At 35.4% G+C, this 13849-nt stretch carries 15 protein-coding genes and 1 other RNA gene; 6 read left to right on the top strand and 10 right to left on the bottom strand.

The features are described 5' to 3' along the window. Positions 1 to 83 precede the first annotated feature (83 nt). Complete coding sequence (locus tag ABJV04_RS00585) at positions 84 to 713, bottom strand: hypothetical protein (RefSeq protein WP_348489162.1); 630 nt, start codon at positions 711 to 713, stop codon at positions 84 to 86. A gap of 275 nt (positions 714 to 988) precedes the next feature. Then, complete coding sequence (locus tag ABJV04_RS00580; protein ID WP_348489161.1) at positions 989 to 1450, bottom strand: DUF4190 domain-containing protein; 462 nt, start codon at positions 1448 to 1450, stop codon at positions 989 to 991. A gap of 495 nt (positions 1451 to 1945) precedes the next feature. Here ABJV04_RS00580 and ABJV04_RS00575 point away from each other — a divergent pair, with 495 nt between their 5' ends. Beyond that, the gene (locus ABJV04_RS00575) at positions 1946 to 2323 is read left to right on the top strand and encodes a hypothetical protein (protein ID WP_348489160.1); all 378 of its coding nucleotides are present in this window, start codon (positions 1946 to 1948) and stop codon (positions 2321 to 2323) included. A 142-nt stretch (positions 2324 to 2465) separates the two neighbouring features. Here the strand turns inward: ABJV04_RS00575 and ABJV04_RS00570 are convergent, their stop codons facing one another. From ABJV04_RS00570 to ABJV04_RS00555, 4 genes are read right to left on the bottom strand one after another with little or no spacing between them, the layout of a single operon-like run. Further along, complete coding sequence (locus ABJV04_RS00570; protein WP_348489159.1) at positions 2466 to 2639, bottom strand: hypothetical protein; 174 nt, start codon at positions 2637 to 2639, stop codon at positions 2466 to 2468. Further along, entirely contained in the window at positions 2608 to 2970 is a 363-nt protein-coding gene (locus tag ABJV04_RS00565; RefSeq protein ID WP_348489158.1) for a hypothetical protein, read from the bottom strand. The genes ABJV04_RS00570 and ABJV04_RS00565 overlap by 32 nt, the downstream gene beginning before the upstream one ends. Before the next feature lie 11 nt (positions 2971 to 2981). Beyond that, on the bottom strand, positions 2982 to 5549 hold the full coding sequence (locus ABJV04_RS00560; RefSeq protein WP_348489157.1) for a hypothetical protein: 2568 nt from the start codon (positions 5547 to 5549) through the stop codon (positions 2982 to 2984). Then, entirely contained in the window at positions 5539 to 5793 is a 255-nt protein-coding gene (locus ABJV04_RS00555) for a hypothetical protein (protein ID WP_348489156.1), read from the bottom strand. Before ABJV04_RS00555 ends, ABJV04_RS00560 begins: the two co-directional genes overlap by 11 nt. 582 nt (positions 5794 to 6375) lie before the next feature. Here ABJV04_RS00555 and ABJV04_RS00550 point away from each other — a divergent pair. Beyond that, positions 6376 to 6930 carry a hypothetical protein gene (locus ABJV04_RS00550; RefSeq protein ID WP_348489155.1) on the top strand — a complete coding sequence of 185 codons (555 nt, stop codon included), beginning with the start codon at positions 6376 to 6378 and terminating at the stop codon, positions 6928 to 6930. Between the two features lie 11 nt (positions 6931 to 6941). Next, positions 6942 to 7334, top strand: a complete 393-nt coding sequence (locus tag ABJV04_RS00545; RefSeq protein WP_348489154.1) for a hypothetical protein — start codon at positions 6942 to 6944, stop codon at positions 7332 to 7334. Positions 7335 to 7463: 129 nt separating this feature from the next. Here the strand turns inward: ABJV04_RS00545 and ABJV04_RS00540 are convergent, their stop codons facing one another. Together ABJV04_RS00540 and ABJV04_RS00535 are read right to left on the bottom strand one after the other, a co-directional pair. Further along, positions 7464 to 7916, bottom strand: a complete 453-nt coding sequence (locus ABJV04_RS00540; RefSeq protein WP_348489153.1) for a hypothetical protein — start codon at positions 7914 to 7916, stop codon at positions 7464 to 7466. 238 nt (positions 7917 to 8154) lie between these two features. Beyond that, entirely contained in the window at positions 8155 to 8715 is a 561-nt protein-coding gene (locus ABJV04_RS00535) for a recombinase family protein (RefSeq protein WP_348489152.1), read from the bottom strand. A 528-nt stretch (positions 8716 to 9243) separates the two neighbouring features. Between ABJV04_RS00535 and ABJV04_RS00530 the strand changes: the two genes are divergently transcribed. The 3 genes from ABJV04_RS00530 to ABJV04_RS00520 are packed head-to-tail and all read left to right on the top strand — an operon-like array spanning position 9244 to position 11835. Then, on the top strand, positions 9244 to 10017 hold the full coding sequence (locus ABJV04_RS00530) for an ABC-three component system protein (RefSeq protein WP_348489151.1): 774 nt from the start codon (positions 9244 to 9246) through the stop codon (positions 10015 to 10017). Beyond that, positions 10017 to 10238: an ABC-three component system middle component 7 gene (locus tag ABJV04_RS00525; RefSeq protein WP_348489150.1), complete on the top strand. Its 222-nt coding sequence runs from the start codon at positions 10017 to 10019 to the stop codon at positions 10236 to 10238. The genes ABJV04_RS00530 and ABJV04_RS00525 overlap by 1 nt, the downstream gene beginning before the upstream one ends. Next, complete coding sequence (locus ABJV04_RS00520) at positions 10231 to 11835, top strand: DUF2326 domain-containing protein (RefSeq protein WP_348489149.1); 1605 nt, start codon at positions 10231 to 10233, stop codon at positions 11833 to 11835. Before ABJV04_RS00525 ends, ABJV04_RS00520 begins: the two co-directional genes overlap by 8 nt. Before the next feature lie 39 nt (positions 11836 to 11874). Here ABJV04_RS00520 and ABJV04_RS00515 read toward each other — a convergent pair whose 3' ends face one another. Next, on the bottom strand, positions 11875 to 13176 hold the full coding sequence (locus ABJV04_RS00515) for a tyrosine-type recombinase/integrase (protein WP_348489148.1): 1302 nt from the start codon (positions 13174 to 13176) through the stop codon (positions 11875 to 11877). A 76-nt stretch (positions 13177 to 13252) separates the two neighbouring features. Further along, an RNA gene (rnpB, locus tag ABJV04_RS00510) (RNase P RNA component class A) lies at positions 13253 to 13627 on the bottom strand. Positions 13628 to 13849: the final 222 nt, after the last annotated feature.

Genomic DNA, 13849 nt, shown 5'->3' with positions numbered 1-13849 from the left:
TCAAAAACGTTAACGTCTGATTAAATAAATAACAAGGAAAGTTAGAAGCGGAACAAAAATCGAGTTAACCTGATCAGCCTCACTTAATCTTCAGTGCCAGAATATTTTTTAGTCAACAGGTCAGTTTGACCATGGGATGTAAAATATCCACCTTTAGGCGAGATGACCCACTCATTGGTATTATTTACAACTTCCCTAGCATCTTTTAAATAATCAACTAGTGTTTCTTCCGGCATATTTTCTTGTTGATAAACCGCTGCTTGCTCCTTAGCTTTTCCCCACTCAACAAATTGAGAAAGTTTTGCAGTTTGTTGCACTAAACTGTTGAGGCGACTATCGCGGTCAAGATACTTTTGCAGTGCCTGGGCTGACTGGTCGTCTCCTGTCACCGTCAACTTGTCATTTTCAATGCTAATTTCAAGGCTATCAACAGAGTCGAATTGCGCAAGTAATTGTTCGACTTCTTTATTGAGTCTTTCCTGATTGAATTGATAATAGTTTTCAACGGTGTTCAAGTCTAAATCAATTTCGCCTTTTTCTAGCAACCTCAGTGTCTCTTCGAATTCTTGATTAGCTAACCCACTGTCTAATACTGCCAACCCACCTTTAATGTCTTGCTTGGCGGAGATCGCGATATTTTCAAGGTCCTGATTTCCTTGAGTTTGGTTGCCTATGTAATCAAATAAGGACAGAGGTTGAGTGTTAATTTCCATGTTAATAGCCATTTCAAACGGATTGCATTGCTAAGGGTTTAGCAGAATTAATGCCAACTGAAATAATTTTATGGCTTGTAGGGAAGTATTTTAATTATCAGCGCCAGAGTAGTAGAAAATTCCATTTAGTTCATTAATATCAATGAATTAAAAAACAAAACTGGAAGTTAACTAGTGATAATTTATTAGTGATAGTGCTAACCGTTAAATTGGAGCGCAGAGCGCTCACTAAAAAGCACTATCGACAAGACATTGCGGCAATGTATTGCCTAATTTTAATAACCAGGGGTTGATTGTGCGGCAAGAATCAGAAAGAAAATAATGTTAATTAACAGTCCGATGTAGCCTAAAGATAATCCCCAGGTTGTCATTTTGTTGCCGATTAATTTGCCATGACTATGACGTATTTTAGAGCGTGCAATATGACCAAAAATTATCGCTAACAAAGAACTAAACAGAAAGAGCGAAAAAATACCAAAGATTAACGATGCCACAGCACATTTAGATCGCTTAACTAGGGTTTTAGTTTTAGACGCTAAAACAATGGCATTAGGGGCTTTAAATATAGCCTTAATATCTTTGGCTTTACCCAAGTGCCCAGTAAATTCAACATGTTGTCCTGGCCGCGCAGAGTGACTGTATTTCCATTCAGCCATATTAAAGGTAAAACGTTTATTGTCAGCGCAGATGACCCCTTCTTTAGAGTTGGGCTCAAAATCCAGAATGGTTCCTTTCATTTAGCTTCCTAATATACAACGAGTTAATGGTACTGGTTTAAATTCGATCCGATTAATTGAATTTACCCCATTATTTAGATTAACTCTATAATTTTTATATACTTAGAAAAGTAAATTTACCGAGGATAGGAATTAGTAGGAAAAGTTAGAGCTGGTCATTAAGCCGGGTTCTGTATTTCTCAAAGAGATTAACAATCATTCATCTAGGCCAGCAATCGCTCACTGGCTCAAGCAACCTACCCGTACTTTACAAAAAGTCACTACTTGGCTTTTCAGTGAGTTTTGTAGCACTGATTGTAGCATACATAGTTAGTTTTTTATTCAAAAAATGTAAATAAAAGTACTAGCCAGCATAACCCCTCGTCCCTCAAAAATGTTATGCGTGCAATATAGTGTTATTTAAATCAGGGGTTTACCGTTTTAAATTTTGCTTGATTTCAACCCAAAGAACCAATAAGTTGGTGATATCACATTTAGATAAAAAAAGGGAATATTGTGAATAATGTTAAAAATTTAACTACTCTAGCTACCATTGCATTACTCTTGTCGGGATGCGGGTCAACTACCACAAACATGAAAGATCCGGAGGTTAGAAATGCAGTTAGTCAAGTCAAACATTTTGAGTCAAAAGATAGCTTGAAGGACTATAAGGTTTTAGGAAGTGTGGAAGGAAGATATTGCCAGAGTGACCAAATATCCCTTACACAAGGTGGGAATATTACAAAGGAGGGGGCAATAACTGAAATGAGATATGCTGCATCAGAACTAGGTGGAAATGGTTTAATTAATGTGGCTTGTCAGACCGATGGAGTCAATTTTAGCACTAATTGCAATAACTCTGTTGCATGCTATGGAGACGCGATAAAATATTAACAATTATTTTCTATTTAAAAAGTACTTAAATTCCTTATTTAGCCTTAGATGTCCAACATACCATTTAGAATTGAACAAAATAATTTGGAAAAAAAACCTTGTCCACAATAGTGGGCAAGGTTTTCGGCTGGTGGACTAGTTTTTAAAAGTTAGCAAACCTCACTATGAGTTGAGCTTCATACTCTAGTTTATCTATCCACTTTGATACTTGAATTCTAAAGTCGTCAATTTCCTCTTCTGATAACTCAAGCTCTTTAACGATTTGTCGTTCGGAATAACCATCATTAAAGTATTCCATTAGAATTTTTATATCCATTTTTGCTCCTTGGATTTCTGAAAAATCCTCCTTCGAATTTTGGGTTTTCTAGTAATTTATCGATTGCTCTTGCTTGTTCAATACGAAAGACAAGAGATACTATTGCCTCTATTATTTTGGGGTTTACATCACTAATATTTTTATAGCAAAGATGGGAGTTTTTACTTTTTCCTTGGGAAAAAGCTCTTGCTATAGAGTTTGGAACCTTGAGAATATTAATTAACGTGGATCTCGAAAAGCGCTTGCTATCTAAAACCCAAATTAACTCGAGAAAATTTAATAATTCAACTTTCGCATTATATTCGTAAACCCCTTGATATTTGGAGCTCATGACGACTCAACCTACTGATTTAAGTCAGAGCTAGTTTCAATAACTTCGACATGCCTAGTTCCTATGATTCTAATCCCAGCTTCCCTTTTATTAGTTTTGCGGCATTCTTTTAGATGAAAGTATCTTTTAAAAACTTTTCTATAATTATTTTTAGTTACACGAGCGAAGGACTTTTGACCAACATATTCAGATAGAAAGTTGTTACACTCTTTTGAACTGTAAAAGTTGTCAATTTGGAATTTTAAATAGATTGCCTTTTCAAGCTTTGAATCTATGTATCTAAAGCGTTCCGTATAGGCTTGAAACTCATTTTTATCTAAACAAATTTTACGTATGTTTTTAATATTGTGCTTTTTTAATTGCTCAATCAAGCGCATTAAGTCCGGAAAATCAGGAGCTTCTTTCTCCCCTGCCAGAATAGAGTCAACTGCGATTGAATAATCATCTTTTTCACTTTCAACCTTTAACCTCTTAATATCTTGCAGAGCTAATGATGGTTTACTATTCAGTGTTTTAACGTCCAAAAGTTCATAGCCATATTGACTAAGATTCAAATTTTTAAAATTAGCTCTATCCATTGCTTGTTTCTGCTTTATAGGAGCATATAAACAATTAATGTACAGCTCATTTGAAGTTGTCCTTAGTAACATATCGGTATCTTTAACGCCGATTAGTTTCATTCCTTCTAAGCCAATTCGGTCGACTACTTCAGTAAATATCTGATTTTGGTATTCCTTTTCTTTGTCCGAATCAGGGATATATATATCACAGTCTTTAATTGGTTTTCTAATTAGGTGGCATGTTGCGGATAAATCTCTATCACGTTCAAAGAACTGAACTATTTGCTCCCTTCCATAATGCTTTTTAGCAACTATCACAATATTATCCAAGCCGAATAAATTTATCCCCTCCATCAGCACCTGAGTTGTCAAAATAGTTCCCTTTACTTGACCTTTTAGCACTTTGGGATTAACAAGCTCATTAATGAATTCTTTCTCGTTGCTAGTTACGATTTCGACTTCAGTTAACACTTTCTTAATTGATGCCAATAAACTTTTATCATCAAATAAAACCAAATTGTTGGTATCGGAATCAAGGTTCTTTAGAAATTGAATCAGCGCGTTATCTAATCCACTGTTTGTTTCCCAAACCTGTATATTTCTAACATCTCTTTTAGCTTTAAAATCATAGTGAAAGTCGAACTCAAATATATTGAAATGACTAGGATCAAACGTACCCGATACGCAGAATATTGTATTGCTGCTTGCAGCAACAAGATCTACTAATTCTGATAATTTTCCGGTTCTAAAATCATCCGATATTACTCTATGGAATTCATCTAAAACAATTACGTAATCAGAAGGAACACCCAATCTTAATAGTTCAACTAAGTAATTGTAGGAACAAATAACTTTGTCTTCTTTAAGTGGGTTAACATTAGTACCTGTTTCGAAAGGATAATTGTGTTCTAACTTTAATTGTTCCCCAATAGAATTAATTGGAACAGCAAAGATTACTTTATGATCGCATCCACGCCCGAGAAAAAATGTTGTTTTACCTGTTCCAGTAGTGGCTGTTAGTAAGTGTTTTTTTCCTTCATGAATTTCAAAGTCAGACACTTTCAAGTAATCTACCTGCTGAGTGACAACTTGCTTACTGTACTCTTCACTTCTTGCATTTAATGCAGAAAGGTTAATAGAATTACAGTACTTTCTTGCTTCCTCAACAGTCCTGTCTGTTGTATTTCTGCTACCGTCCCAGTTCATATTATTGGCTAACTGTTTTTGATACTCTTCTGTAGGTCGATATTTAGCGATCTCAACATGAATTCTAAAAAAGGCATCATTCCTTTGGTATTCAATTCCGTTTACTTCTATCCGGTCGTTTTCCGCCGAATTTGCATAAAGGTTAGCTAATGACTCAATTTCAGGAATACCATCTTGAGAATTGATTCCATTAACAGTTAAATTATACCTAGAGATAGGAATAAAATCGGATTTAGGCAGCTCTGAAAGCTCGAAATATTGGTCAGATTTAAATTCGTATTCCCTGAAAAACTCTAACTCAATAGGTATTACAAAGCCCCGCCCCTTCGCTAAAAAACTTTCGTCAAGATAGCTTTTATCATTATGAGAAAAGTATTCAATTAAAGCTTGTTTTCTATCTATAGCGTCTTCTATGCGCATTGGTTCTTTTAATGGAATAATTACCCGAAACTTATCTATACCAGTAACTCTGTGGGTTACAGTTGTATATAGATAGTAAGCAAAATTGTGATGCGATTCGATAAATGTATCAACGGTACAGCCCCCATCGATATCCAGTACCAACATTTCTAAAAATTCGATGTTCTCTTTCACTAATTTTTGCGATGTATCTTTAACACTGTATGGAAAAATCAAAGGTGCACTAAATTTAATAGCTCTGGAAATGTCATTTTCAGTTTTATATGTTCTAGTTAGATCAGCAAGTGAATACTGGGGGCTAGGTTTTATTTTTAACTTTTTAATTGCTTGGATGGTTGGGTCGATATATCTGTATTGATCTTTAGGAGCCTGTATCCCTTGATTAATCTGCATTGTCGAACCCCATCACCATCAAGCGAACTTTTAAATCGCTATATTCCTCTAGTGCCGTATCTCTAGCTTTATCGTAAAACCGCTTCTTAACTAATTTAACGAATCCTTTCTCGAAAAGATATTGTTGAAATTCTCTGGCTTCCGTTTCTGACAAACCGGCATACCTTAACGTTTCTATGGTTGGAACATATTTAGCGCCACCTGTTGCTTTTAAAAGGGCATCTGCCCATTTTTGAAATTTCATATGAAATTCTCCTTATTGAACCTCTTTGGGGTTCATAAAATTGTTTTAATTATTTTTATATAAGAGTAGAAAAATATTGATGCGCTAAGTCAGCGCTTTTGATTACTTCGATATATAGGTGATTTAGATTTTTGATTTAATCGAGTGATTATTCAGAAAAACATGAATTTGACGTAAGTTGTTGAATTCATTACGAAATTATATTTGTTTTTCGGTAATTTGTCAACATTTTTCTTTATTTTTCAATGGGTTAGGGGTTCATTGAACTAAACTCGGAGAGCCTCATACCTAAAAAATTATTTATGGGTATTTTCACATCAACATTCTAATGCATCATCTGACATCCCAGCTGACTAAACCCGCCTTAAACTTCGCAAAATATTCGTATCAAGTTCGAATGAGCCATCGAATGAAAAACGCTAATATTTCCAATCAAGAGGGTTTCAAAACATCTGTTAAAAAATAAATAAACATCGAAAACAAACGGGCAAAACCTATAATTTTTGCACACACACTACATTTATTCTACACTCCCTAAAATACTAGCCTTTCTGAGCATCATAGGGACTTAGCGAAAAAAAAATGAACTTGCCAAATAACCCAAAAAAGGACGATTCTAAAAACGAACGCGGCTACATAGGTATTGAGCCTTACAGCAAAAAAGATGATTCGAAAGTTAGTCAGGAATTAGTTCGAAAGCGATGCGAAATTGTAATAGAAGAGAAGGCGACATGGTTTAGCAAAAATATGACAATCGACATCGTCATAAGGGAACTCAACCAAGGAGACAAGCTCATTATTGCAAGTTTGATTTTCTTAGCAAACAATTTGTCAGATTTAATCCGACGAGTACAAAGCATAGAAAATCAAGGTGCGACGTTAGAAGTTTTGGACATTAGGGGTGGGCTTTTGAATTACCTACAAGCTTTTAAGGATTTTAATGCATATGTTGCGAGTTCAAAAATAAAAGCGGGTCAAAGCAAATCCAAGAAAAGGCAGGGGCGCAAACCAGTTTTGAGTTCAATCAGCGAGAAGGGCATAAAATCTCAATGGAATTCAGGAAGATTTACAATTAGTAAACTAGCTGAAACTTGGCATGTTTCGAGACGCACCATTAAACGTATTATTGAAAAATAGGAAATACAAAAATGAATATTTTTGAAAAATTAGAAGCACCTGAAGTTAAAGTTTTGAACCCTAGAGATTGGACTTTGGAAGACTGTAAAGAAAAACTGAGAGTGCAGTTTAGAAACCTTAAAAACAAACCTGATCACGTTAGTGTTTCAATTAGATTAGGAGGTGTGACACAGCTTAAAATTGGCAAAAATGAGAAGATGTCTATTCATGTACTTAAAAAAGAAGCCAACGCCGAGTTATTTTTAAAAGAAGCCAAAAAACAAGACGCAATTATTGAAGATGCACGACAAAGGTATATTGATTCTTTAAATATTGCGCGAACGACAAGGAATACAACCCAATCAAAAACTCGGTCAAAATCTAAAGACCCAGCTTTAGTAGTGAATAATATATCTACAAACTAGAAATGATACAAAATACTAATACGGAGGGCCTATCAAAGGTACTCCGTACTGCTTTAAATTACTTAACGTGAAAGGTAGTTACTCAATATAAATTATCCCTTTAAAACTCTGATAAAGGCTACTTCCAGTTTAGTCTCTTAATATGGTAATAGAAATAGATGAGTTATCTGCATTTTCCACCTCAAACAAAAAGTTTTGAAAGCTAATTTCTTTCGACCCCGACAAGTCATATTTTAGAGACTGAAAAAATGCTGGTGCAGCCATTCCTCCGCGATATTCCCTATAGCTAACTTCTATTATGCTTCCAGACTTACCAGAATAAACCAGTTCTTTTTTCAAGTAATCTGTTGAGTATACGTCTTTACTTTCCCAGCCGTCAGGAGAATTTAATATGCCTACCCAACTACGGACAGTTTGCACTGTGCCAGTCTGGGCAACCAAAAACGGCGAACCAATATTGGAGTTAACCGTTTGACCAACGGTATAGGTTTTGAACGACTCGGACTTTATTACTCTAGAAGCACAACCAGTTATACTTACAAGCGTTGACATAAAAATTAAAATACTAGCGATTTTTAACATTACTTTCCCTTTCTAATAGTTAAACATAGAAGACTTCATAAAAGCATGCTAATTATAAAACAAAAGTTAAACTACATACTTTAATAACATCAATAGCTTACACTAGTAATTAACCGTTTGACTACTAATCTTAGTAGCTTAGTAATCAAAGGGCCGCAACTGTAGTCCATGAACATTGGTAATAAAGCATTAAAAATATACTCTTTTTAGTATTTCAATTAATTTAGTTAAATATTTTCTATTTAAGTTTGTCTTCTCTATAAATTTTGTACACTTGATTTCTAGAACAACCGATCATATCTGCTATTTCTTGCTTAGTTAAGTCACTATTTTCATCATCCATTAATTCAACAATTCGCTTTCTTTTATCATTTGAAATCTGACGAGGTTTGCCAAACTTTACTCCTCTAACTTTGGCTCGTTCAAGGCCTTCTTTGACTCGTTCATTTATCAAATCACGCTCAAACTCAGCAAAAGCACCTAACATGCTAAACATAAGTTTGCCGCTGCTTGTCGATGTATCGATTGCTTGGTTTAGAATATTTAGTGTGGCTCCCTTTGCTTCAATTTCAGCAACTAAGTTATGAAGATCTGTAAGTGACCGAGCTAAGCGGTCTAACTTAGTTATTACAAGGCTATCTCCCTCTCGTAAATAATCAATTGCTTTGTGGAGCTCTGGCCGATCACTATTCCCCCCACTCAGTTTCTCTTTAAATATTTTGTCACATTGTTTTAGTTGCTCTAATTGAGCATCAAGGTTTTGATTTTGTGTTGAACAACGAGCATATCCAATTTGCATTACTGTAGCCTTTTCCCTAGAAGTTAGATTACAATAGTTAGATTACGATAAAGATTACACAAAAACAAATGATTTTGGCGCAAAGATGAGAAATAGAAGTGGTGTAATCTAAACTGTAATATAAATTACAGAGGGTATTGAGTTGGGTGGGGCGGTTTGTGGACTATAAAAACTTAGAATGCATACAGACCCCTTATTACATTCTAAATATTAGGTTGCAAAAAATTAAACTAGTTAAGGCGCGAGCACTTCTACTGATCAGTCTATGATCTTTATTTAAATGGATATTGCTCGTTCTTACCTTGTACAAGAGATCTAGATCAAATCCTGAACTTCACTACATTAAGTTTAAAGCCTCTGCAATGCGCTCGATTTTGCATCAAGACAAATGGGCTAACTTGTGTTTATAATCAATTAATTACAAGGGAACAATTAAGTAAGGGATTAATAATTTTGATTTCGTTAAATAATAGCCAAATGGACACTTGTCGCTGCCAATTAAAGCATTACAAGCGGAATGGCTAATACATGTCGAAAAGATTAAGAAGAGCAAACGTAACTGACACAGTAAAAATGAGCCTACTATGTGAAGTTAAAGGATTTTGCCCACTATGCAGATGTTCTCTTATGGGAAAAAAAATAAGTGGGGACAACATTCGCTTGTTCGATGTCGCACACATTTACCCTCTCAATGCCACACCAAGTGAACTTATCTTATTAAAAAATGAACGGCGTCTTAGTAGTAATATTGATTGTGAAGAAAACTTTATCCCTCTGTGCAAACCCTGCCATAAAAAATACGATACAAATAAAACAGTTTTGGAATATAGGCAGCTTTATAAAATAAAAGTTGAAATACGAAAACTCAAAGAGCTTTCTGAACAGTGGAGTGCGCAAGTATTACATGAAGACATTGCTAGAGTAGCTGATGTCATAAACAATATGGCGGCAAACAAAAATAGCTCGACTAAATTATCTCTTGATGCTTTGACTTTAGAAGAGAAAAAAAATGATACTTTAGGCGTTTTAAATGAGATAAAAGTTTCTCATTTCATAACACAATTTTATATCCCCATTAAGCAATCCTTTTTTCGCTTAGAGCAAGAAGAACGTGCCAGAAGTCAGTTTATATATTCTCAAGTTAAAAGTTATTATCTATTATTATTGTCAAAAAACTTTAATCAAGCTGACATTTTTGAGCAAATGTGTGAGTGGTTCATGACAAGCCAAGCAATAAAGGAAAGAGCTAAAGCTGAAGTGCTGGTGTCATATTTTATTCAAAATTGCGAGGTGCTTTCCTAATGTTTGTACCAAATAAGACAATTTCACTTTCAGAAAGTTTTCTATCAATCGCGGCAAAATTACTGCCAAAACTTAGAGCTGACGAAGATATTTTTATATTATATCAAGAAAACAAAAGGCTATTTGACGACTTGTCTCAGTACATGGATACACTTGTTTTACTATTTGTATTGGAAAAGATTGAAGTCGATTTTGAAAAAGGAGTTTTACAACTTGCTTAAGACTATAACCTGTGAAAAGTTGATAAAGTCACCACTAACTTTTGAAAATGGCCTAAATTCCGTTGTAGGTGCCGATGATGCGAAGAACTCGATAGGAAAATCTTCGATATTAATGCTAATCGACTATGCATTTGGTGGGGCTGATTTTCCACAAAAATGTGATGACGTAGTGAAACATGTTGGTCACTTTAACGTAGGAATTAAATTTGAATTTGATAAACCTTATTCATTCATTAGACAAACGAAAAACCCTGATTATGTTTTTGATATTAATAAAAACGAGCTAATTGATCTTTCTAAATTCAAAAACTTTCTGAAAAACAAATATCTTGGAGAATCTGCGCAAATTTCATTTAGAGATTGCGTTTCAACATATTTTAGAGTGTATCAACGAAATAACTACAATGATAAAAGACCTCTAGATGCGGCTACAAAAGAAGGTTGGAAGAGTATTCGAGTTAGGCTAATCAAGCTATTCAATCAATTTGATGGCGTTTCTGCGTTGTTAGAAAGTCAAAAACAGCTTAAGAAAACAAATGATAATGTTTCAGGCACGCATAATAGCGGTGCAGTACGAAAAATCACGAAACGCCAATTTACGATAAATCAAGAGCGACTTCTTAAGTTAAAAAGTGACTTAGAAGAGATTAAAAATACTTTCAAAGGAAAAGTAACGGATATCCAAGGTATCATCAATGAAAGAAGCCGCGAATTAAAAGCAAATAAAGATAAGCTGATAACGAAACAAGATGAACTAGAAACTCAGCTAACTCGAATTGAAAATAATCTCAGTAATCAAAAAGTTAGAAGTTCTAAATCGTTTAAAGAAGTTGTTGAATTTTTTCCAAACGTAAATGAATCAAGACTATTGCAAGTTGAGACGTTCCATAAGGGAATAACTAAAATTCTTAAAAGCAAATTAGAATCAGAAAAGTCTTTATTGCTTCATGGGTTATTGCTTATAAAGAATGAAATAGCTGATGTAGACAGAAAATTATCAGAAATAGTGGATTCTAAAGAAGATTCAAGCTACCTACTTGAGCGTCTAATAGAATTAGATAGAGACGAGCAAAGCTTAACCAAAGAAAACTTATATTACGAATTAGGTACAAAGACCAAAAAAGAAATAAAGGACAATACAACGGCAATTGATGATGCTGTAAATACTTCTCTTGAAAATATCCAAACTGCTATTAACAAGGAAATAAAAAAGTTTATTGAGAAGATATACATAGATAAGCCAATTGCTCCCGAACTAAATTTTTCGGCAACCGATTACGTTTTTAAACCAGGCGATGATAGAGGAACTGGAAAAGGTTATGGAAATTTAATTAGCTTAGACCTAGCGATACTTGAAAAGACAATGTTGCCATGCCTTATTCATGACAGCGTGTTATTCAAACATCTTGACGTTCCAGCGGTTGAGAACCTGATAAAAACCTATTCAAGTTTCAAAAAGCAGATTTTCATATCTATTGATGAGGTACCTAAATACTCAAAAGAGATTCAGAATTTAATTAAAAAATCCGAATTTTTAAAATTGTCAAAAGATAACCTCGCTTTTGGAATAAGCTGGAAAAAGATAAACTCTGCTTAAATGTACCATCTTTAAGTCAGTCCTCACCTTCACTGATATCTAATTTAAAGTAAAGCTATCAACCACCGAAATCAGATAAATTAATTGCGTAATTCGGTGAGTATATATATCAGTGCTTTGACCATGCTGTAGCCTATGTCCTACAACTTCTTGTATGTGGTGTAGGTTAGGGTAAACGTTCCTCACTTTTGTAATAAAGCTATGTCTGAGGCTGTGAAAAGATCTCACATTTCCGTATTCGTCATAACTAGATATGCTGCTGTCTGCTATAAATCTAGAAAACCAGCCAGTGACAGAGTGAGCTTTAACATCGGCAAATATTTTACCCTCTTTTTTAGTAATCCAATCAATAAAACCCAATTTTAAAATAGTTTTGTGGATTGGTATTTTCCTTATTGAGTTTGCGTTTTTGACGTTTTGCTCAGCGTCTATTTCTCTGACAAAGATAAAAGGCCTTTTTGTTTCGGGGTCGATTTGTATATCACCGCGCCTAATCTGGCAGATTTCACCTCTTCTCATTCCGTGATACATCGCCAGTAACGTTATCCATTTCTGCCATGGCTTTGCTGGTTTCATGACTTTTTCTTGGATCTGCATTAATTCAGTATCATTAAAAAAACCTCTTTTTTCTTGCTTGAAATTACGTTTAATCGCACAGGGGTCTTTCTGTATATAACCAATTTCTTCACTAGCAGCAAAAGCAAATACACTTTTCAGCCACTTATAAATAGCTCCTACTGACTTTTTGGAAATTTTTTCAGATTCATCCGTCACTTTGCATTTAACTCTTTCCTTCCAAGACATGCGGTTATAAGGCGATTTATTCGAGGCTGGAAGTTGAAAACATCGGTCAATGAACTGGCCTATTTCACGAGTGGTATATTGATCTATAGGTTTATCTTTTACTAAATTAAGCCAGATTTCTAAATTGCGTTTGTATCCTTCAAGCCCCTTTAAACTAGCTTTGCTGCGCTTTAGTGATTCTTTAGCTACTAGTGAGAATCTAGGCTTAGGAGCGCTTGATTTTACGTGTGGACTTCCGGCAGGTATTAGACCTTTAGATAGCATACTTTTCTGGAGATTAACGCATTCAATTTCAACTAATGAAGAGTTAATTTTCAGTCTAATAGTGTGCAATAACTTTGGTAGTTGTTTGGAATCTATTGTGGCGAAAACTAAAGTGCTTGATAAAAGAGGTTTTATTTGTGCCCGAATTAAAACCGCAGATTCCAAAGAGTCAGTTTTTAGACTCAGCCAAACTTGTTTGGAATCAATAGTGAATCGTAAATAGTACTTACCATTTCGACGATAGAGGTAAGGGAAGTTTTGTACAGCAATCATAAGGTTTCCTTATTTTACTGTAGCAACTTTTGTAGCAGATCAGACTCGAAATTAAAAATTCCCAATAAAAACAGAAAGTTAGAGCTGGTCATTAAGCCGGGTTCTGTATTTCTCGAAGAGATTAACAATCATTCATCTAGGCCAGCAATCGCTCACTGGCTCAAGCAACCTACCCGGTTCCGATGCGGGCCGCACCATAAGGAACCCTATTTGGTCTTGCTCCGGGTGGAGTTTACCTTGCAACCAACTGTTGCCAGTGGCCCGGTGCGCTCTTACCGCACCCTTTCACCCTTACCGGCGCTTACGCGCTTAGGCGGTATCCTCTCTGCTGCACTTGTCGTCGGCTCACGCCGCCCAGACGTTATCTGGCACCCTGCCCATTGGAGCCCGGACTTTCCTCCCCTTTGAAAACCTAAAAGGTAACAAAGCGGCGATTGTCTTGACCAGCTCTGGCGCGCAGTTTACGTTGATTGCCGATTAGATACAATATTTTGTCACCGGCTATTTCCCATTGACTATTGGCCACGGGCTGAAGCCCGTGCTACAGAGGATGTATTAGGTTTTCCATGGATTATAAAACCTGTAGCACGGTATTTATGCCGTGGGCTGTGCCTTGGTTATTTGCCTTAGGCTCTTTCTCCACGGGCTGAAGCCCGTGCTACATGGGATGTAT

Source organism: Aliiglaciecola sp. (genome assembly GCF_039982535.1).
Classification (GTDB): Bacteria; Pseudomonadota; Gammaproteobacteria; order Enterobacterales; family Alteromonadaceae; genus Aliiglaciecola.
This window is presented reverse-complemented; position numbering and strand designations above follow the sequence as displayed.

Coding starts and splice junctions, on each gene's coding strand:
- ABJV04_RS00585 (WP_348489162.1), bottom strand. CDS start 713: ATGGAAATTAACACTCAACCTCTGTCCTTATTTGATTACATAGGCAAC.
- ABJV04_RS00580 (WP_348489161.1), bottom strand. CDS start 1,450: ATGAAAGGAACCATTCTGGATTTTGAGCCCAACTCTAAAGAAGGGGTC.
- ABJV04_RS00570 (WP_348489159.1), bottom strand. CDS start 2,639: ATGGATATAAAAATTCTAATGGAATACTTTAATGATGGTTATTCCGAA.
- ABJV04_RS00565 (WP_348489158.1), bottom strand. CDS start 2,970: ATGAGCTCCAAATATCAAGGGGTTTACGAATATAATGCGAAAGTTGAA.
- ABJV04_RS00560 (WP_348489157.1), bottom strand. CDS start 5,549: ATGCAGATTAATCAAGGGATACAGGCTCCTAAAGATCAATACAGATAT.
- ABJV04_RS00555 (WP_348489156.1), bottom strand. CDS start 5,793: ATGAAATTTCAAAAATGGGCAGATGCCCTTTTAAAAGCAACAGGTGGC.
- ABJV04_RS00550 (WP_348489155.1), top strand. CDS start 6,376: ATGAACTTGCCAAATAACCCAAAAAAGGACGATTCTAAAAACGAACGC.
- ABJV04_RS00545 (WP_348489154.1), top strand. CDS start 6,942: ATGAATATTTTTGAAAAATTAGAAGCACCTGAAGTTAAAGTTTTGAAC.
- ABJV04_RS00540 (WP_348489153.1), bottom strand. CDS start 7,916: ATGTTAAAAATCGCTAGTATTTTAATTTTTATGTCAACGCTTGTAAGT.
- ABJV04_RS00535 (WP_348489152.1), bottom strand. CDS start 8,715: ATGCAAATTGGATATGCTCGTTGTTCAACACAAAATCAAAACCTTGAT.
- ABJV04_RS00530 (WP_348489151.1), top strand. CDS start 9,244: ATGTCGAAAAGATTAAGAAGAGCAAACGTAACTGACACAGTAAAAATG.
- ABJV04_RS00525 (WP_348489150.1), top strand. CDS start 10,017: ATGTTTGTACCAAATAAGACAATTTCACTTTCAGAAAGTTTTCTATCA.
- ABJV04_RS00515 (WP_348489148.1), bottom strand. CDS start 13,176: ATGATTGCTGTACAAAACTTCCCTTACCTCTATCGTCGAAATGGTAAG.